Source organism: Brevibacillus parabrevis (genome assembly GCF_003710905.1).
Lineage (GTDB): Bacteria > Bacillota > Bacilli > Brevibacillales > Brevibacillaceae > Brevibacillus > Brevibacillus parabrevis.
Genome location: NZ_RHHV01000005.1, coordinates 1 through 19488, shown reverse-complemented (window position 1 = coordinate 19488; position 19488 = coordinate 1). Strand labels below are relative to the sequence as shown.

14 protein-coding genes, 2 CRISPR repeat arrays and 1 riboswitch are annotated in these 19488 nt (G+C 48.8%); of the genes, 6 read left to right on the top strand and 8 right to left on the bottom strand.

Annotated elements, in window-relative coordinates; translation table 11 throughout:
- Window positions 1-31: 31 nt before the first annotated feature.
- The 4 genes from EDM60_RS03460 to EDM60_RS03445 form a co-directional block, all read right to left on the bottom strand.
- Window positions 32-367 carry an AzlD domain-containing protein gene (locus EDM60_RS03460; protein ID WP_122962693.1) on the bottom strand — a complete coding sequence of 112 codons (336 nt, stop codon included), beginning with the start codon at window positions 365-367 and terminating at the stop codon, window positions 32-34.
- Complete coding sequence (locus EDM60_RS03455) at window positions 358-1032, bottom strand: AzlC family ABC transporter permease (RefSeq protein ID WP_122963243.1); 675 nt, start codon at window positions 1030-1032, stop codon at window positions 358-360. Before EDM60_RS03455 ends, EDM60_RS03460 begins: the two co-directional genes overlap by 10 nt.
- A gap of 81 nt (window positions 1033-1113) precedes the next feature.
- Complete coding sequence (locus EDM60_RS03450) at window positions 1114-1932, bottom strand: TrmB family transcriptional regulator (protein ID WP_122962692.1); 819 nt, start codon at window positions 1930-1932, stop codon at window positions 1114-1116.
- A 105-nt stretch (window positions 1933-2037) separates the two neighbouring features.
- Window positions 2038-2220 (bottom strand): hypothetical protein, encoded by a 183-nt coding sequence (locus EDM60_RS03445; protein WP_122962691.1) that lies wholly within the window; start codon window positions 2218-2220, stop codon window positions 2038-2040.
- A 194-nt stretch (window positions 2221-2414) separates the two neighbouring features.
- Window positions 2415-2498: riboswitch (cyclic di-GMP riboswitch) on the top strand.
- Between the two features lie 324 nt (window positions 2499-2822).
- Here EDM60_RS03445 and EDM60_RS03440 point away from each other — a divergent pair.
- The 5 genes from EDM60_RS03440 (at window position 2823) to EDM60_RS03420 (ending at window position 8565) form a co-directional block, all read left to right on the top strand.
- The gene (locus EDM60_RS03440; protein ID WP_229049833.1) at window positions 2823-3287 is read left to right on the top strand and encodes a GNAT family N-acetyltransferase; all 465 of its coding nucleotides are present in this window, start codon (window positions 2823-2825) and stop codon (window positions 3285-3287) included.
- Between the two features lies 1 nt (window position 3288).
- Window positions 3289-4752, top strand: coding sequence for a methyl-accepting chemotaxis protein (locus EDM60_RS03435; protein ID WP_122962689.1), 1464 nt, complete (start codon window positions 3289-3291; stop codon window positions 4750-4752).
- 234 nt (window positions 4753-4986) lie between these two features.
- The gene (locus EDM60_RS03430) at window positions 4987-6606 is read left to right on the top strand and encodes a sensor domain-containing diguanylate cyclase (RefSeq protein WP_122962688.1); all 1620 of its coding nucleotides are present in this window, start codon (window positions 4987-4989) and stop codon (window positions 6604-6606) included.
- Window positions 6607-6851: 245 nt separating this feature from the next.
- A complete protein-coding gene (locus tag EDM60_RS03425; RefSeq protein WP_122962687.1) occupies window positions 6852-7307 on the top strand; it encodes a MarR family winged helix-turn-helix transcriptional regulator in 456 nt (151 codons plus the stop codon).
- Between the two features lie 61 nt (window positions 7308-7368).
- The gene (locus EDM60_RS03420; RefSeq protein WP_122962686.1) at window positions 7369-8565 is read left to right on the top strand and encodes an MFS transporter; all 1197 of its coding nucleotides are present in this window, start codon (window positions 7369-7371) and stop codon (window positions 8563-8565) included.
- 190 nt (window positions 8566-8755) lie between these two features.
- Here the strand turns inward: EDM60_RS03420 and EDM60_RS03415 are convergent, their stop codons facing one another.
- Window positions 8756-9445 (bottom strand): response regulator, encoded by a 690-nt coding sequence (locus EDM60_RS03415; protein WP_122962685.1) that lies wholly within the window; start codon window positions 9443-9445, stop codon window positions 8756-8758.
- Between the two features lie 432 nt (window positions 9446-9877).
- Between EDM60_RS03415 and EDM60_RS03410 the strand changes: the two genes are divergently transcribed.
- Window positions 9878-11839, top strand: coding sequence for an AraC family transcriptional regulator (locus tag EDM60_RS03410; protein ID WP_122962684.1), 1962 nt, complete (start codon window positions 9878-9880; stop codon window positions 11837-11839).
- 292 nt (window positions 11840-12131) lie between these two features.
- A CRISPR array of direct repeats spans window positions 12132-13035; the repeat unit is 36 nt; unit sequence GTGCTAATCCCGAAGCTTTCCACTAAGCTTTCGAAC.
- A gap of 352 nt (window positions 13036-13387) precedes the next feature.
- On the opposite strand, the gene EDM60_RS03405 is transcribed toward EDM60_RS03410, so the two are convergent.
- The 3 genes from EDM60_RS03405 to cas12b all read right to left on the bottom strand — a co-directional run bounded on the left by EDM60_RS03405 (window position 13388) and on the right by cas12b (window position 18702).
- Window positions 13388-13612, bottom strand: a complete 225-nt coding sequence (locus EDM60_RS03405) for a CRISPR-associated endonuclease Cas2 (RefSeq protein ID WP_233454212.1) — start codon at window positions 13610-13612, stop codon at window positions 13388-13390.
- 71 nt (window positions 13613-13683) lie between these two features.
- Window positions 13684-15330 carry a CRISPR-associated endonuclease Cas4g/Cas1g gene (cas4g/cas1g, locus tag EDM60_RS03400; RefSeq protein WP_122962682.1) on the bottom strand — a complete coding sequence of 549 codons (1647 nt, stop codon included), beginning with the start codon at window positions 15328-15330 and terminating at the stop codon, window positions 13684-13686.
- A 45-nt stretch (window positions 15331-15375) separates the two neighbouring features.
- Complete coding sequence (cas12b, locus tag EDM60_RS03395) at window positions 15376-18702, bottom strand: type V CRISPR-associated protein Cas12b (protein ID WP_122962681.1); 3327 nt, start codon at window positions 18700-18702, stop codon at window positions 15376-15378.
- Window positions 18703-18956: 254 nt separating this feature from the next.
- Window positions 18957-19433: direct repeats of the CRISPR family, unit length 36 nt; unit sequence GTGCTAACCTCGAAGCTTTCCACTAAGCTTTCGAAC.
- Window positions 19434-19488: the final 55 nt, after the last annotated feature.

The following is a 19488-nucleotide window of genomic DNA, read 5'->3' as shown; positions in this document are numbered from 1 at the left end:
TAGCATAACCACTTCTGCATTGCTTTTGCCCTTATAGAATAGAAAAAAGGTAGCGCAGGACCATGATCGAAGCCATCCCCACGACCACCGTTCCCAGCAAGCTGCGCGTCCAGATCGCCACGAGAAAAGTCGGGATTGCTGCCATCAGCTCGACATTGGTCAACAGCGGAGCCAGCTTGCCTTCGTGCAAAAACAGCTCCTGTCCGACCAGCGCGGCCATGACGGAAATCGGCACATAATGCAGCCAGCGGACACCCCATTCGGGAAGCTGCATGCGAGACAGCACCATCAACGGCAGTACCCGCGGCAAAAACGTGACCAAAGCACAGCCAGCAATAATGAGAAAGACGTCCCATCTCACTTCCATCGTTCGATCACCATCCCGATTGTCGATGCGCAAAACGTGGCAACGATGACGCCAAGGTTGCCCGGGTACACGACTGATACCCCGACTGCGATCACGACGGCGCACACAGCCACGAGAACGTCCCGCCTGATCTGCAAGCGGCTCATCATCGCCAGAACCAAAAGCCCGATGAACATGGCTGGCAAGGCGAAATCAAGCCCCAGCCCTTCCGGATTGGCAATCCATTGCCCAAAATAGGCGCCTGCCAGGTTGGCGACGATCCAGTTCAAATAAGCCGTCACATTCAAACCGTGCATCCATTTTTCGTCGATCTGTTTTTTCTTCGCCGCTTCGTTAATGGCAACCCCGAATGTTTCGTCCGTCAACAGCGAGCCTACCAGCATGTTCTTGAACGCTGACAAATGGCGAAAATAAGGAGAGAGAGCCGCACTCAGCAAAATATGGCGCAAATTCACAAACAAAATCGTAATGATAATTCCTGTAGCCGAGCTGCCCGCCGCGATCATGCCTGCCGCGATGAACTGTGCAGAGCCTGCGTACAGCAAAATGCTCATCAAAGCAATTTCCATGATGCTCAGCCCAGCCGTCTTTTCCAGGACACCTGCCGCAAATCCGATGCTCAAATAACCGAGCAAGGTCGGAATGCAATCTTTGACCCCCTGCATGAAGCTTCCCTGATCTCTTGCGTTCGACAACGTTTCTACGTGCAGTTGCTCTCGCCCCACTGTTCTCCCTCTCTCTCTTTTTCACTGCTGGTTAAGAAAGCTTTTTCCCGTAACCACCTGGTAAAGATCCGGTTTGTTTCGCCAAAGCGTCTCGACTTTTTCCGGTCCCAGCACCTTTGTCACTTCTGCAAACATAATGTCGTGGCGAATGTACTCGACAGCCACCAAAACGAGAGCCGGGTCCTTCGTTTTGACGGCCCAGGCAGCCGTATTTGGCGCAAAATTGGCGATCAGGACTTCCTCCAAATCTCGCGCCACGATCGTGAGATGCCCGCCCATGCGCTCTTCTGCGACATCTGGCGCCATGTAGTCATGGTGATACGTCGTTCCCACCCGCGTCTGTGCTTGCCCAAACAGCACGGTAAAAACAGAAATGCCTGCCTCTGTGCACGCATCTACACTTTCCTGGATAGCCGGCACCTGCGGCTCCCAGATCGACAGCCATACTTCTCCTGTCGCCTGCTTGATCATTTGCCGCATCTCCGTCAGCACCAGTTCGTCGCCGCTGATCCGGCGAATCACATCGACTTCTTGCTCAGACTCCAAAGCGGACAAGCTTTTTTCCAAATAGTCGAAGGACTGCTCGAACTGTCCACGCAATCTGCGAATCAACTCTCTGGCCGCAAGCGGCGCGTAAGTCACAGGCTCTGAAGGCACCGTATAGACCGCCCCTTTTTCCAGCAGCTTGCCTATGACCTCGTAAATCATCGAGCGCGGTACGCCGGAGCGCTTGCTGATTTCGTATCCGGTAATCGGAGAATGCTTCAACAAGCCAATGTAAGCCTTGCACTCGTATTGGGAAAAACCGAGCTTTTGCAACTCTTTGTAAATGTCGTCCATATCGTCCTCTTTAGTCGTTAGTCTTATACTCACTATAATGCCTCTCCCGCCAAACATGCAACAAAAAAAGCCCTCGGCATTCGAGAGCTTTTTTCACACATGCTGTTAAGCGATTTCTTTCACTTTAATATAAGAAACGTTTCGCACATTGATGACGATGTCGTCGTACTGGAGCCATCCATCTTTCTGGTTGGCGACCATCTGGATGATCTCTTCCGGTTCTGTCGTCTCAATGCGGATCACTTCTCCCCCTGAAAAGTGAAATTCGATTGTTTTCGTCTCTGCCATCCTCTCATCCCTCCTCTTCTCTCTATCTTTATCGGATGGATGGTAAAATTTTGTTACGCTACTCTTACCGTTACCTTAATTCTGACTATTTTTATAAAGAATTGGTTATTTTTACCCTACCAAAACTTGACAAGACTGTTTCTTTTGGATTATATTTTGCATGATTCGACATGACTATACATTTTTCGCAAACTGAATGACAAAGGCAAAGTCATCGAAAGGTGGCGACGCAAAACCACGGGTCTAAAGTCTTCGACCATGACAGCCGGGTTGCCATACATCATGTGCGTAATTGTGCGATGATGGTGACTGAAGGCTGTTCCCGTGTGTGGAATGGCCTTTTTTGTGTGAAAAACGTCTCGACGTTTTTCAAGAAATTGGATGTGGCCGCTTGCGGTCAACAAAACGGTCATGGCCGTTTTGTGTGCAATCTCATAGAAAGGAGGCGCCAGTCCATCTATCAACAGTAAACTTGTACATGAAAAAACAAAAGAGAGATAAAAATGGAGTGGAGTATTATGTACAAACTGGTTGATTCAGTAGAGTCTTTGGCGAGTTTTCACCAAATCAAGGAGAGCGTTTGGACCTCCATGGGCTTTGAAATGGAATACGTCAAAAATGGTTCCGATGCTTATTTGCTATTGTCAGAAGATGACGAAGCAGGCGGTACTTTTGAATTTACGCCACATGAAAAATCTTCTGCTTTTCTCCGCGATTTGTTTCAGGACGTGTTGAGCGCCGATATGAAAGTGGTGGAAGTAGACAGTTTCGCTGTCTTGCCGAAATACCGTGGAAAACTGGGACGTTGGGGCGTTGCCCTCATGATCGATTATGCTGAAAAACACGGTTATACGCATGCAGTCGGTTTAGCAGACCCGGCTTTTTTTCAGTTGATTAATACAAAATACAACGTCAAAGCGACACAAGTGAAGGATATGGTCTACTACAAAGGAGCGAACGCCATCCCGACCATTTTTCACCTGCAGGAAGCCTATACAAGCAAGGACCATCCCGCGTTTTCCTGGTATCAAACGCTTTGCAAACAAATAAAAGTTGAGGTTAGCTGACATGGAACTTTTACAAAGAAGAAATAATTGGGTCGTCATTGTTTTTGCAAGCATCATTACCGTGGTGCAAATCGTGAATCTCATCATGGGAGTGCCGATTTCCTTCGTCTTGACTGTGCTCGGTATTTTGTACGGAGTGCTGGCGCCGTTCGCGTATTTGTCCAATCGTCCGGCGTGGCGCGACAAAATGGCTCCATTCATGAAGTTTTTCAACTTCGCGGTAATCGGCATCTTCATGTTCATAATTACCGGGCTTGATCCTTGGCTGGTCAATATTATGACCATCATGTTCTTCGTAGCCGTCATGGGGATTTATCAGGACAGGCTGATCAACATTTTGACGATCGTGGCAGCGCTCGGGATCGTCACGTACTACTTCCTGACAAATGGCGAGGCGATTTTTTATACCTCCAATCCGGTTCATTTGATGTACTACCTGCTTACCTTCTGCTTCGTATCGGCAACAAGCATGATGCACGCGATATTCAACAACAGACTGCAACAGGAGAGCGAAGAACAGAAGCAGCAGGCGATCGCTTCCAAAGAATCGCTGCAACGCATTTTGGATCAGATCAACGAATCGCTCAGCTCTGTGCAGGAATACCAGGAGAATCTGAACAAGGTGACGGATGGCGTGAATGTCCGGGCAGTTGAAACCGTCGCTTCCCTTCAGGAAATCATGCGCTCCTTCTCTGTGCAAACCGACAACACAAACGAGCTGCGCCGCGAGATGGGCACGACCAATCTCCAGGTAGAAGACATGACCCGTTCTGTTACAGAGATGCACGATTACGTAGAATCGACGAAAGAAGCGACCAATGAAAGCGGCAAGCGCATCAATAACATCGGCAGCGACTTTGAACGCTTCATCAAGGACATCCAGGATACGAACCGACTGATTCAAGAGCTGAACAAAGAAACGGAATCGATTGAAAAAATCATCCAAACGATCTCCGATATTTCGGCACAGACCAACCTGCTCGCACTCAATGCCACCATCGAGGCGTCCAGAGCCGGTGAGCATGGCCGTGGCTTTGCCGTCGTAGCGGATGAAGTGCGCAAGCTGGCCGAGTCTTCCAAAGTATCCTCCGAATCGATCTCGACCTTGTTGATGACGATTCGCGAAAAAATGAAGCTCGTTTCCGACATGATCTCCGAGTCCCAGGTGTCTTTTGAAAAGAACAGCGAAGGCATTATGGAGGTCCAAGAAATGTTTACAAACGTGGACAACTACATGCACAACTTCGCGGAAAAAACCAAAAATCTGCAAGAGTTCATCGTCCACGTGCACAGCATGATCCAGGAAGTCAATGCAAAAGTCGAAGTCAACGCAGACATTACCGACAAGAACAAGGAAAGCCTCGAAGAAGTTCTCGTGCTCGTCTCTGACCAAAAAGAAGAGATCGTCAAAGTATCTGGCGGCTTCGAAAAGATCGAGCAACAAATTCGCGGCTTGAACACGTAAAAACCATTGGCAAAAATTCCACTGAAACTGTCCTCTTTTGAGGGCAGTTTTTTGCATTTATGGCAATAATGTTACCTAATTGTTACAACTGTGAACGAACCTCAACTTTTTTCCATCAAATTATTTTTTCTGCATAGCATGTCCTCCTGGTATCGCTTATAATACACATGAATTTTTTCCGTTTGCTTTCCTTCCATCATGGATCGATCCAACGCAAAGAGAGGCCATAGCCATATGCCTGTTATACATCGTTTCAAGCTGAGCCCGGGGAAAAAGATTGGTCTGACTGCCCTTCTGACGGGTCTGGTTTCCTTGTCCATCGTGTTGACGGTGACAATTTTGCTCGTCGCATCTTATCAGTCCAAGAAGAAGTCACTGATCGATACCACGCTTACTTTGAACTATTCAAGCGCAAGCAAAATGAGTCAAATGATCAATTCCTTGTTCATCTCCATGCGAAGCAGCTTGCGTTATTCCGCCTCAGTCGTAATCGACCACCCCTCGCAGACGCAAAAAGAAGCCGACGAACATCTGGATATCCTTCGCAAAAGCAGCAACTATTTCAATTCGCTAACTGTCGTGGATGAAAACGGGATTATCCGCACCGTTTCTCCGGCGTCCATCGGCACAGTCGGCCAACACATTATCACCAAGGAAGGCAACTATGCCCTGGAACTGAAAAAGCCCTACATTTCCTTGCCCTACATATCTGCGAGAAGCAACCGCCATATTTTGTTCATGAGCGAGCCGATCTACGACAAAGAGGGCAAATATCGCGGCTTCATCGGCGGAACCATCTACCTCCAGGAGCACAACATCATGAACATGATCTTCGGCAGCGCGGCAACGGATACGACCGGATCTTCTTTTTCCATCGTCGGCTCCAACGGGCAGTTGCTGTTCCATCCGGATGAACAGTTGATCGGAAAAGATCTCAAATCCAATCCTGTCGTAAGGAAGCTGATGGCTGGGCGAAGCGGTCATGAACAAATGGCGAGCATACAGGGCGGGCAGTTGCTGGCCGGCTATGCCCCCGTTGCCGAAAACGGCTGGGGCGTCATGGTCACCTCTCCCATCGAGTTTGTCTACAACGAGCTGCATAGTCAGGTGAGACTCATGCTGGTTTATTTGCTGCCCCCTTCCCTGCTTTTGCTCCTGATTGTCATCAAGCTGGCCCACACGCTTGCCAGACCTTTTGTTCAGCTTGCCGACCTGATGAGCAAGATGGGCTCGGAAAAAGTAGAGCTTCCCCAAAATCGGCATCACTGGAACCGGGAAGCTGATTTGTTGACCAAAGCTTTTCGCAATGCCGCCAAAAAAATCAAGCGGAAAACAGACCGTCTCACGCATGAAGCAACGACTGACGCGCTTACGGGACTTGCCAACCGCCGCTCCGTCGAAAATTTGCTGCAACAATGGTTGCGGGAGAACAAAAGCTTTTCCATCCTGCTGTTGGATATTGATCGCTTCAAGCATGTAAACGACACCTTCGGCCATCCTGTGGGAGACGAAGTGTTGAAGCTGTTTGCCCAGATCATGACAACCTCTGTCCGCAAAAGCGATGTTTGCGGGCGGTTTGGCGGAGAGGAATTTATTGCCCTGCTCGGCGGCGCCTCCAGCGAAGATGCCTTTTCCATCGCCGAGAAAATCAGATGCAGCATGGAAAACAGTGTCACACCAACTGGCCAGACGATCACTGTTTCCATCGGGATCGTCAGCAGCACACGTCAGCTTCACTCCGTTCCCGCTTTGATTGAGCTTGCTGACCAAGCGTTGTATCAGGCAAAGCAGTCCGGCAGAAATCGGGTGGTAGTAGCCCAAACCGCGCAACCAAAAAACAGGCTTGATTCGTAAAAACTTGCGTGAGTGAACCCCTGTCTGTCACTCGCGAATAGCAGAGATCGCCTTGGACGCCTCGACGTTCAGGCGATTTTTTTATGCGCCCGTTGACAATATAAGCATCGGGATATATAGTTACTATAGTTAAGTTAACTAAACTAAATTACTTTGCAAGAGCTTTCTGATCTTGTCTTCTGCCTTCTCCCGGCTCATTTTGTTCGGACTTCGCGCAAATACTATTGTTCACGAGGAGGAAATCCATGCTTGCCGAATATCGAAAAATCGTCCATGAGTTGAACGATGCCTTTTACGAATATTACATGTACTACAATAAAGTCGCGAAAAAGCTGGATGAGTTTCAGTTGACGCTTCAGCAGGAAAACTTGTTGCAGTACATCATTCGCAATGAACGGGTGACCGTCAACGAGATCGCCGCCTTTTTTTCCATTACGAAAAGCGCAGTCAGCCAAGTGTTGTCTCATCTGGAATCCAGGACGTTTATCAGGCGGGAAAGCAATCCGGAAGATCGCCGGGAGTCGTTTATCCTGCTGGGAGAAGCGGGGCAAAAATACGCGGAGTTGATGGATGAAGCAGACGAAGCGTTTGTGAAACAATACTTTTCCCAAATCGACATGAGCGTGCTCGAACAAATGCTGGAAACGATCAAAAAGGTCAACCGGGCCATAAAAGAATCAGCAGATACAGAAAGCCGGTAAAAGCAAGCAGCCGCGGCTGTGAGCGGATTGTAAATTCATTGGAGAGTTAGTGGGGAAAACCATGAAAAGGAACAACAACCAAAACTGGTCTTTAGGTTTAGTCTTGTTTAATTTATTTATTGCGTACGTCGGAATTGGCCTGGTCGTTCCGGTCATGCCGTCCTTTGCCCATGAGTTGAACCTGAGCGGAGAAGTCGTGGGCTACTTGATTTCCGCCTTTGCCTTCGCCCAGCTTCTCGCCTCGCCGATTACGGGCGTCTGGGTCGATACGTTTGGCAGAAAGAAAATGATTGTCTTCGGCCTGTTCTTGTTCGCATTCTCGGAGCTTATGTTCGGATTGGGCAACCAGGTCTGGATTTTGTTTTTGTCGCGAGTTTTAGGCGGAATCAGCGACGCTTTCATTATGCCAGCTGTCATCTCTTACATTGCCGATCGCACTTCGCTGGAAGACCGCGCTCGCGTGCTGGGCTATCAGGCTGCCGCCATCAGCGGCGGTTTCATCATCGGTCCCGGACTGGGCGGATTCATCGCAGAGCTTGGGATACGCGCTCCATTCTTTTTCGCAGCCGGATTTGCTGGTATCGCCGCCGTTATCTCGCTGTTTGTCCTGGAAGAGTCGCTGACGAAAGAACAAATGGCAAAAAATAAAGCGCAAAAAGTGAGCGTCAGCTTCATCGGTGAGATCAAAAAATCGTTCCGCTCGATCTATTTTGTGCCCCTGTTGATTGTGTTTGTGCTCTCTTTCGGCCTTGCCGCATACGAGATGATGTTCAGCCTGTTTGTTGATGCCAAATTCGGCTTCACTGCCAAAGATATCGCCGTCATCATTACCGTCGGCTCCGTTTTCGGCGTAGTTGCCCAGATCGCTTTCTTTGAGAAGCTGGTGGACAAGTTTGGCGAGAAAAACATGATTCAAACGACGCTCGTGACAGCCGCGCTGTTTATTTTTGCGACGGTCTTCATCAACAGCTATTGGGGAATCATGGTCGTCAGCAGCATCGTGTTTTTTGCCTGCGACTTGCTGCGCCCTGCTGTAACCACGCTGCTTTCGAAGATGGCCGACGAGGACCAGGGCTTTGTCGCCGGGATGAACTCCACCTATACAAGCCTCGGAATTATTGTTGGTCCCGCAGTCGGTGGCATTTTGTTCGACTGGAACATCAACTTCCCGTACATGTTCGCCGCTGTCGTGCTCTGCGCTGCCTTTGCGCTGTTTGTTTATTGGAAAAACAAGCTGCGAGCGCCAGCGCACGGGTAAAAACACTTGCGCAGCTGCGGAAGCGAGCGGATGTCGGGCTATCTCGGTTATTGCACGGCTTGGTTTTAACATGCTGTCGCTTTGTTACTACTGGACATGGAACTGCTTGTTTCTAGACACGGCACCGCTCGTTTCCAGCGGTGTTTTTTCTTTTCGCTGAGAACTGATCTCCCACTCGCTGCTACAGGCGCTACTCCTTCGCCCCCTGCTTTTTTCGTCTCCCCGGTCGGAGGCTTGGCGTAAAGAGTCCTCTTTCGTAAGCATACCGAACAAGCTGCGTCCGATTTTTCAACCGCAGCTTGAACAAAAGCTCCTTGAACTGCTTCCTGACCTCGTTCTCGGAAAGCAGCAACTCTTCCGCAATCTCACTGTTTTTATACCCTTTGCACAGGCAGCCGAGCAGCGCCATCTCCGTCGGGTTCAAGCCAGGGCGGTTGAAGTGGCACGGCTTGTCTGCCATAAATTCCTGCAAAATATGATAACCCAGCTCACGCGGCATCGGCGCATCATCTATCAGCACAGAGCGCAAATATTCGTGCCGCGATGCGGGATGCAACGTCTTCAGCAAGTACCCTTGGGCACCGTATTTCAACGCTTCAAAAAAGCATTGCACATCCGTCGAATCGGACTGGACGATAACTTTGCTGCCAGGATTTTGTTCCTTGATTCGCGCAATCGTCTGCCATTCATCCTGATCCTGCAAGTTCAAATCAATCAGCACTGCTTTTGGCGCAAACTTGTTGGCCAGCACTGCCGCTTCCGCAGCCGTATCGGTTTCAGCCACGACCTGAAACCCGCTATCCAACTGAAGCAGTCGCCGCAACTGCTCTCTTGCCTCCCGGTTGTGGTCTGCAATCAATACTGTAATCATCTCTGTCATGTTAGTTTCACCACACTCCGCTTTTTCTTAATCCTACTCCTGTCGGAACTGCTCCGAAATGCCCCAATCGGGTCATATTTCGTTAAGAAGCGATGACAATTCCATGGCAAAAAGTTCACAAAGAGCGAACAGCAGCTTCACATAAAAGCCAACAACAGCTTCATGCCTCTCGCGAATTTGCCTGAATGTGCCCTTGCTGATGCACCTGTCCCGGTTGATGCCGCTACGTGCAGGGCCAAACCGAAAAAGGGGGATTGCGTGTGCTCCGCTGTTTTTTGTCGCCCTCGCTCCTGCTCTGATCCGATGTGCCGACCGCTACTAGCTTCCCTCAACCTTTTCAAAGGACGCGTCCCAATTTCTCTTTGCGCCGCGAAACCAACTAATTGTATAATGGGCACGCAATAAATCCGTTTATAAATGAGGTGACAACCCTTGCCTCTTGATTTGCACCAGGATGAACATATTCAGCTATGGCAACATGCCGATATTCAAATGGTTTCGATCCAAAGGCATACACTGGCGGCAGGCGCCAAAGCCTTTTCATTCTCTTTTCCCTCAAACGGCTTTCTCTGCACAAGCATGGGAAGCGCCCTAATGCTTTTCGACAACCAGATTTACTCCGTACATGGCATGCAGGTGTTTCATGCAGCCGCCAAAAGCTGGGTTGAACTGAACGCTGGCAAAGATGGCCTGGACTTCAGCCTGGTGCTGTACGAAGCTAGTGTTAGCCGTGCTGCTCCTGCCAAATTCGAAACGCCTATGCATTCTCTTGAGCATTCATTCCACATGCCCTATTCCTTCACTCCTGCCCAGCCGACTCTGTTGTATGACATCTTGGAACAGATGCATGACTTGTCGCGCCAACAGCATGCGATGGCACAGTTTCAACTAAAAGCGCAATTTTATCAATGGATTTATCAGGTCGTGAAGCAATACCACTCACAATCGCCTGCGCCCCGGACGACGAGCCCGGTCGAACTGGTGACAGAAGCTCTCGAATACATGCTGGACCATTACGCCGAGCCATTGACGCTCGAATCGTTGGCTTCCGCGTTGAATTGCAGCCAGGGGCATTTGTCCAATCGCTTCAAGCAAGTATTGAACCGCGGTCCGATTGATTGCCTGATCCGCTTGCGCATGGAAAAAGCTCGCAAACTGCTGGCAGAAACCGCTATATCGCTAAAGACGGTTGCTATGGCAGTCGGTTATCAGGATGTGTACTATTTCAGCCATGCCTTCAAAAAACATTTCGGCTTGCCTCCCAGCCTGCTGCGCAAACAGCTTGCTGCAAATGAACATCTTACATCCGCAGCAGGAAGAAATCACATTGTTGCTCCAGATGGGACATGTTATTTTGATAATGATAATTATTATCAAAATAACGACGGAGGGTCAAGTCACATGTTTATAAACAAAATGATGGTGCCCGCCAGCTTATTGTTAGCATTTGGTCTGCTGCTCGGCGCATGCGGCAGCAATCCGACCGAGTCGGCAACTGGCAACAAAGGCGGCAGCGCAACGGCAGCTTCACAACCCGCTGCAACAGCAGAGAACGATACCAAGCCTGCAACCCGCATCGTCTCCACATCGATGGGCGATGTGGAAATCCCAGCCCATCCGGAGCGGGTCGTAACGGATTTCTACATGGGATATTTGCTCGCGCTAGATATTAAACCTGTCGGGTCAAACGGCATCTTTATGAAAAACCCGTATTTGGCGGATCAAATTGCAGGCATAGTAGATGTCGGCGACAGTCTGGAGGCAATCCCGGAGCTGAAACCGGATCTCATCATAACGGGGGATGCCAAGAAGTATGAAGCTTATTCCAAAATTGCACCGACGATCATGTTCCCCAAAGCCTCCGATCTCCGCGACGAGCTGAAGCAGTTGGGCATTATGCTGAACAAAGAAGCCAAAGCGGACTCATTGGTGCAAGACTTGGACAAACAAGTCGAATCAACCAAGAAACGTATTGACCACATTGTAGGAAAAGACAAGACCGTTACTGTTTTTGACGGCGGCGCTGTCAAAACGCTTATCCTTTACGGCAACGCCTTTACCGGACGAACAATCCATGGCGAGTTGGGTCTGCCAATGAACGAAAATGTAAAACGCGACATCGACCCGAAAGTAGGCTGGCTGCAAATTTCCAGCGAAGTCATTGGAAAATACGCCAGCGATTATATTTTCATGGCTGTCGATGCCAAAGCCGAGTCATTTGATTACGCGAATGATCCAATCTGGAACACCTTGGATGCCGTCAAACAAAACCATCTGTACGAAATTGACGGTTACCGCTTCTATTTCTCTGATCCGATTTCTGTGATGGGGCAACTAGAGGATATTGCCGATATGATGGAGGAGAGGGAAAAGGCTAGTGTTAAGCGGGGATAGTGGTGGTGCTGGAGACTTCGGAGTTTTGCCGTAGGCTTGAAGAACAGAAAGATGCCCCTAACGTTGAGTAGGGGCATTGTTTGTTATGCGGGGATTGAATTTTTTACTGAGTTTTCGACAGGCAAAAACGAGTATAACGTCAATGGAACGGTGATATTGTGCTGATTTTGAAGCTTTCCACTAGGCTTTCGAACGCAGGTGCTTGGTCGTCTACATTTGACCTGCTCTACAGTGCTAATCCCGAAGCTTTCGAACCTTCACCATTGGCGTTACGATTGATAGCAGTTTCGCTGTGCTAATCCCGAAGCTTTCCACTAAGCTTTCGAACTCGAGTAGGATTTTGTGTTTTTTTACCGTTTGTAAGTGCTAATCCCGAAGCTTTCCACTAAGCTTTCGAACCTTCTTCGCGAAAGATACGATGGTCGTAACTTGCCAAGTGCTAATCCCGAAGCTTTCCACTAAGCTTTCGAACTGAGTAGCAAGTGCTATTGTACCGCCACCGCCAAGTGCTAATCCCGAAGCTTTCCACTAAGCTTTCGAACGGTGCCAGCGTTCAAGCTAGCTGTAGACAAAGAACAGTCTGTGCTAATCCCGAAGCTTTCCACTAAGCTTTCGAACTATGCTCTCACTGTCATGTGGTCATCACCTGCCCAGTGCTAATCCCGAAGCTTTCCACTAAGCTTTCGAACCCAGTGCGGATTTCAGTTGTCCGCGCGGGTCTTTCTTAGTGCTAATCCCGAAGCTTTCCACTAAGCTTTCGAACCCGACTGGTTTAGTGTAGCGGATGCTCATGGCTCGAGTGCTAATCCCGAAGCTTTCCACTAAGCTTTCGAACCAAACTTGGCTTTCAGTGTTAACGGTCGATCGATCGGTGCTAATCCCGAAGCTTTCCACTAAGCTTTCGAACGATCAGAGTCATGCTTGACCCACGCGCTTTTGACCCGTGCTAATCCCGAAGCTTTCCACTAAGCTTTCGAACGCTGTTAACTTGATAAAAGATACTTTTTATCTAAAAAGTGCTAATCCCGAAGCTTTCCACTAAGCTTTCGAACTGCAGCAGTAGGTGTTTCCGATTCGTCGCAATGTGCGTGCTAATCCCGAAGCTTTCCACTAAGCTTTCGAACAGCACTGGTGTACCTTATGGCAAAAGGAGTGATAGCGTGCTAATCCCGAAGCTTTCCACTAAGCTTTCGAACTCCTTCCTTGCCGAAACCTACAACAACAAGGCTTGAGCAGGGCTTTTTCGAGCGCCAGGAATTTCAGTATCCCTTTCCCCGTCTATGCACTCATTTCCAATGCACAATCGTTCAAAAAAGCTTACTCTCACAAGGATTTCGAGCATCTCCAGTGATTTTTGAGCTGCGGGGATGCTCGAAAATCAAACGCACATACTCAGTGGAACTTCGTGACTATTCGTGGTAGCCGCCCTGTAATGCAGGACGACAATGCACACGCACGAAATTAAAGCAAATCGACATACGGCCTCTAACCGTCGACTATCATCATTGTACTGTTTTCGCCTTGCCTCAACAACACACATCCACTTTCCTAGTAGATAAATTTAGTTAAGTCTCGCGGGAGGAACTCTCTTCCGACCGTGGCAATTCGCTTATCCAATTGGTCCTTGGTCACCGGGCCGATTTTTACAAACATGACCTGATCTTCTGCATGATGAATCAGCTCAGCCAGACTGACCTTCAATTTGACTTGCTGAATCTCTGTCAACTGACATAAGAACACGGAATATTGCACATGTTCCCCCTGTCCTTTCATCAACTTGAAAACCTTTCGCCATCGCTTCTGATCTGAAATATCGTAGCTCACCAGTACAAAATGTCTCATTTTTACCTCGTCATGAGCGGCGTATATTCAGCCAACTCGCCATCAAGGTATCTGGCCAAAAATCTTGCTTCCAGCTCAAGCATCCTCCGATAGCTTAACTTGTAACCGAACTGTGGATGTGTCATTGCTTCATTTAGCCGTCTTTCGTAAGCGGAAAAATATTTCTGGCGACCGCCCTTTTTCAAGTAACAGCTATCTTTTCCCCAGTAAAAATCATCCGGAGTGAGTTCTTTTGTATTCAAGGCGCGAATCGCTACGCTATCAGCGATCAATGCCCGATACGGTTCCATCAGATCAAGCGCCAAAGCTGGCCTCCCCGCTTCCATTGCATGGAAAAAACCAAACAGCGGATCGAGTCCTACATTGACACAAGCCGTATAGACATCTCTTGAGAGCAATGTATAGCCTAGCGACAAAAGAGCGTTAACCGGGTCTTTCGGCGGACGCCGATTGCGTCCATTCATCATGGCGATGCCATCAACCATTGGCTCCGCAAGCATCGTGGGAAAAGACTGCATATACAACTGCGCCGCTCGTCCTTCAATTCCTCTCGCCATGTCAAGCGATTCGGCGCCAAGCACCCGCTCCCGCAGCTCTTTCAATTCTTTTAAAACTGATTTTTCCGGACTGCCGTTTCGCCTTAACATGGTTCGTTGATTGGAAATCTTGGCGTAGATCACTCGCCTGGTAAGTGCAAGTGCAACTGGCGGCTCTTGAAAAGCACCGAACTGTTTGACCCTCGTCCGAATATTTTTGGTGAGCGGCGGAGAAGTAATTCCAGCTAATGTACCATGTGTCGTCAAATAACTGACATGGATGCCACAATTCATTAAGGTGTGTAGAAGTTGCGTGGAACACTGGACGTTTCCCATCAAGCTCACGTGTACCAAATCCTTGCTCGGGATTTCGTCAAGCTTTTCCCCTTTTAACGTAATCGTCAGACACTCGCCGGACCTTCCCAACGTAGCCCCTGGCTCTGCAACATACAACATTCCACCGTCTGGACGACTGGGAACAATTTTTCTGATATTTGCACTGACCCCTGTCAAGTAATTCGTCTCATCAGGCATGCAAACGTAGTTTAGCGAGCAGCGGAAGCATTTTTTCGAATCTTGCAAGGGCGGCGGCATGTCTGCATCTTTAAGTGCTTGCGCCTTTTCAATAAAACGTCGGGTAACGCTGATCAAGTCCTGGGAAAATTCAATCTGCACTTTCTTTTTGTTCCCACGATAGTACAAATAGCCATAGTCCGATTCATAGCCATTTGAGCGCAGCAACAAGCCTTGGGCACATAATTGAATCTGGTCATTGGGCCAGGCAGAGCCATCCAATTCATATTCACCTACAGAGAACGTATGCCCGCCATCTGGTGCCGACGAGTGCTTGCCTTCAACAGGAATCCACTGGTTGCCTTGTTCGACGCATACTGCATCCAGCTTTCCGGTAATGCCGAGCACCGGATCGCCTAGATTCAGACTGGATGGTGCCTCTCCCCACAACTCTTCGGGAGCCATTTTGTTTTTGCGCAAATTTGTCTCCGCACGCCTGTGCTGTGCAGCTCCTTCGATCGTGTCTGCACTTTCTTCAAACAGTCCTTGCACATGCATGATATGGTAAAGTCGCTCACAATACTGAATTTCATTTAACATGCGTACAGGTATCCAGGACAAGCCACACACTCTCCTTGAACACCTTTACCGAGTCTTCATCAAAAACCTCTCCCGCAATTTCCCGTACAGACGCCTTTTTACCTCACTCCAAAAATCTTTCTGGGTACTCCAGACAAATTCAGGGAAAAAGACTCCGCTAGGATCGCGGAACAATGTACGGTATGTGCCTTTCGCCTCTTCCGCTTCCTCGATGATTTCCTGGAAATCTTCCAGTTGTTCGGGCGACTCAGACTCTTCTGTAAAGGTTGTTTTACCTTTCAGCTTGGCCTGGCTATCCCAAACGTATACGTCTTTCATGACTGTATCCGTTTTTTTCACAAAAAGACCTTTTCCCAGCTTCGCCTGCACCGATTTGGTCTTAGGAATGAGATACTCTTCCTCACCTCGGATAAGGACACGGCAGCTTACCTTGAACAGCTCATTATAACGCTGCCAAAAACGCTTTTGCAGATTCTGCGCCGCATTAATATCTGCCTGAAGAAACACAACCTCTTTTCCTTCGCTTCCGTCTGACAAGGTCATGAACCATTCTCCACTGTCGTCCGGGACAATGTCACCGGGCCTTAGCTGTTTCACTTGCTCTTCCGTCAAAAACTGTTCGCTGACTAATCTCTTCTGTAAGTTCTCAAAGCGTTTGCCCTGTAGCTCTTGACCTTTCACCATTTTGCAGCGGATGCCCGGCGTTCCTGTCTTGGCGTGAAAACGAGAGGAATATTCCGCACGGACATCGCCAACTTGAATCCCATATGGCTCTGCCTGCATATGAACGTATTTGGGGATGCTGCGGTGTGCCCATTTCATCAAGGTGGAGTTTTCTTTTGTCGAACGATCCATGTTTGAACGGTACTGGCTCAGGTTTTCAAACAGGATGACCTGACAAGCCGGATACTTGGCGAACCACTCCAATTTCTTTTCGTCGTATACATATCCCAAAGCAGTCATGACGATGGCGTGACTTAACTGCTTCAACCGATCCTCTTTTACATTTTGGATATGCGTCAACAGGCGCTGGTGGCTGGTATGTCCTTGTTCAAAGCGGTTGATTTCCTGCGGATTTCTCGTCCTGCGGCTCCAAGAAATCAACAGCTTGCGCAGACTGTCCAATTCTTCTATGCTCCACATGCTCAGACCTGCGATGCCTTTTCGCTCGTCAGCATCAAAGCGTTTGCGCCATGCCTGAACGACTTTTCCTACATGCTCCTCTGCTTTGCGGTGTATTTGTACCACCGCTTGCTCCCAGCCGCCTTCCTTCTCACGTAAAGCATCTGTCAGGTCGCAGACGATTCCGTTCCAAAAAGTCCGGTCTGTTTGATCGAGCAGCGACTTTTGCTTCTCAAGCGCTTGACTCAAATGATCAAGCTCATCCGCTCGTTCTCTGTTCTGTTTCTTCGCCATGCGTATGACTTGGGACAATATTCTGATCTGAAACCTCACTCGTCTCTGCTGATCCTGCCTCTCGTCCCGTTTTTCCCTCACCTGTTTTTCTACCTGCTCACCAGGCAGTTTCAACATATAGCTCCGCTTATGGACAGCAACGAGCGGGGTTCCTTCAATCCAATAGGAAAAACCAGCCGCATTTGCATCGTTGCTCTCTTCTACAGAAAAAATGGAAGTCGCCGCAGCAGTTCGCAGCCCAAGGTCTATACTCATCACACGGAACCCGGATTCCAGCGATTCCACCCCGGACGAGTGGTTCTGCGAAGCCTTCATCCATTCAACAAGCTCCTCTGACTTGTAAGTAGTGACCTTTGGAAACTCATTGGGACGGCGAACGAGTTGCAACACTTGTCCATATGGCGACTGCAAACGGCCATTTTTCACTTCTTGCAAAGGTTCGAAATCGATGACAATGTTGAGATAGACACTGCCAATCTCCCCACCCTCGAAGTCTTTTTCTTCCTTTTCTAAATCGCCTCTTTCCAGCTGTAGCTTGGCTCCCCCCAAATGTCCGCTAAACGTCGATCCTGAACCCTTATCCTTAAACTCGATTTCTTGCTTGCCTTTGTCGTTTTTCTGCAACGTCACCTGTTGGTAAAACTGCTTGGACAAAGCCAGCTCGACCTCGACGTCCTGCTTTTCCATCCATCCGGATTCGTTTGGCCAGATCAGTTGACTAAACGTCACAAAACGCCTGCTTCTGGGGTTGTCTGCTTCCGCCGTCAAATAATAATCTTGCAAATTTCCTCCGCGAGCGTCGAATCGCACCCACAGTGGATGCTTCCTGGCATCAGGCAACGTCATAGTAGCGTTCTGCTTGGCTTCTTCCAAACGCTTCTTCAGCTCATTGCGTGCAACAAAATAATGGATGCGCTGCGGATTCCCTTTCCAGATCAGGTGGTGCTCCTCTTTCATCAGGTACTGAAAGAAATGGGCATCGCCAAATCGCCCCCTCAGCCGCTGCTGCACACGTTTGAGCGCCTCTCTGTATTGCTCGTGACTGGCATTGGGGAGAACTGTCGACCATTGCTCGTACAGTTCGTTCCAACCTTTCATTTGCCGTTTGGTAATCCGATACTTGTCATTGGCAGCGGTCATGTTTTCTATTAGCTCTTGCTCCCGTTGTTCTTCGTATTGCTCCAGCAAGCTGATCCATTCCTGGCCACCTTCCAACTGCTCGTTCAATTGGGTCATTTTTTCTTGCAGCTTGGAATATTCCTCCTGAACGCGCTTGTTCCAGCTCTCCCAACTGAGCAGTCTTTCAATCGCCTGTTGCAGCATGTCCCTGTCCCAAGTGCGCACAAACTGATTGGACTGAAGCGGTAGCCATGCGATGTCTGCTACGGTGTTCGTGTACAGTGGAAAAATCGGCCTGATTCCGTATTCTTCCAAGGTGGTAATCACGGAAGCGGTCGGATCTTCTTCGCGTCTTTTTTTCCACTTTTCATAATCCTGCTCCCAAGTCGGGTCGTTGGCTTCTTTTTTCTTCTGCCAGGTCGGCTTTGCGCCTGCCTTTGAGGTACCTTTGCCGCCTTCGCTGTTCGGATCGACTAGCGGGCTGAGGAATTTTCGGCTAATGATCTGGGCGTCGCCACTTTGCCCAATCGAGGAGGGAACAAGCAGTTCATATAGTTGCCGCAAAGCTGCGAATGCCTTGTCCAACGGGAGCGCTTGCGTATTTTTATCTGCACGATTTTTTTGTTGCTGTTCGCGAATATGACGAACCAGCTCTTCTTGCAGTTCTTTTTTTGTCTGTCCGCCAGTGCTCTCCTGACGAAAGAGCAAGAGCATTTTCATATAATAAGCGACGCCTTCATTTAACAGCCGATGCGTTCGCCATATTCCTTTTCGGAGGTTTTGGGCTTCCGGGCCTGTGCGGGTTTTGAGCTTTAGTTTTATACTGCGGATTGCCATGGCTGGTGCCTCCCGGTTTGATTTTGAAAAGAGTTGGGCATGATTTTTATTTATTGTAAATCATTTTCATATTTTGGGGTAATAGGAAAAAGCCAATTCCACTGTTTCTAGATGAATTGGCTTTTGTTCTGATGAACCGTGAAGTTTTCTACTGGGGATTCGAAGAGCCGCAAGATGTATTTAGATATGCACGTGCTTGTTTCAAAGTTTTCGAATGGACTGGCCGTTTGGTGCTGGCTTCATCCATCCCCGTGGTGCTAATCTTGAAGCTTTCTACTGAGCTTTCGAACGTCGTTTGTTAGCCGGATCGTCGACCTTCGACCAGTGCTAACCTCGAAACTTTCCACTAAGCTTTCGAACCAAGATCGAGCACAGAATAGAATTAACAAATGCAGAGTGCTAACCTCGAAGCTTTCCACTAAGCTTTCGAACGGGAAAGAAATGGGCAAACGGAAGTGCTACGTCCGACGCGTGCTAACCTCGAAGCTTTCCACTAAGCTTTCGAACCAAGCTGGTGTGGAATTGTATCGCCATTATCGTTATGGTGCTAACCTCGAAGCTTTCCACTAAGCTTTCGAACCAAAAGTTTCATCCTCATCAGCAACAATGTTTTCTATGGTGCTAACCTCGAAGCTTTCCACTAAGCTTTCGAACCACCATCATCGTTCCGGGCGAGTCTGCAAAGATCTGTACGGGTGCTAACCTCGAAGCTTTCCACTAAGCTTTCGAACTCTTCACATACCCTTGGTCGCGTTATCGCTTATTTGGTGCTAACCTCGAAGCTTT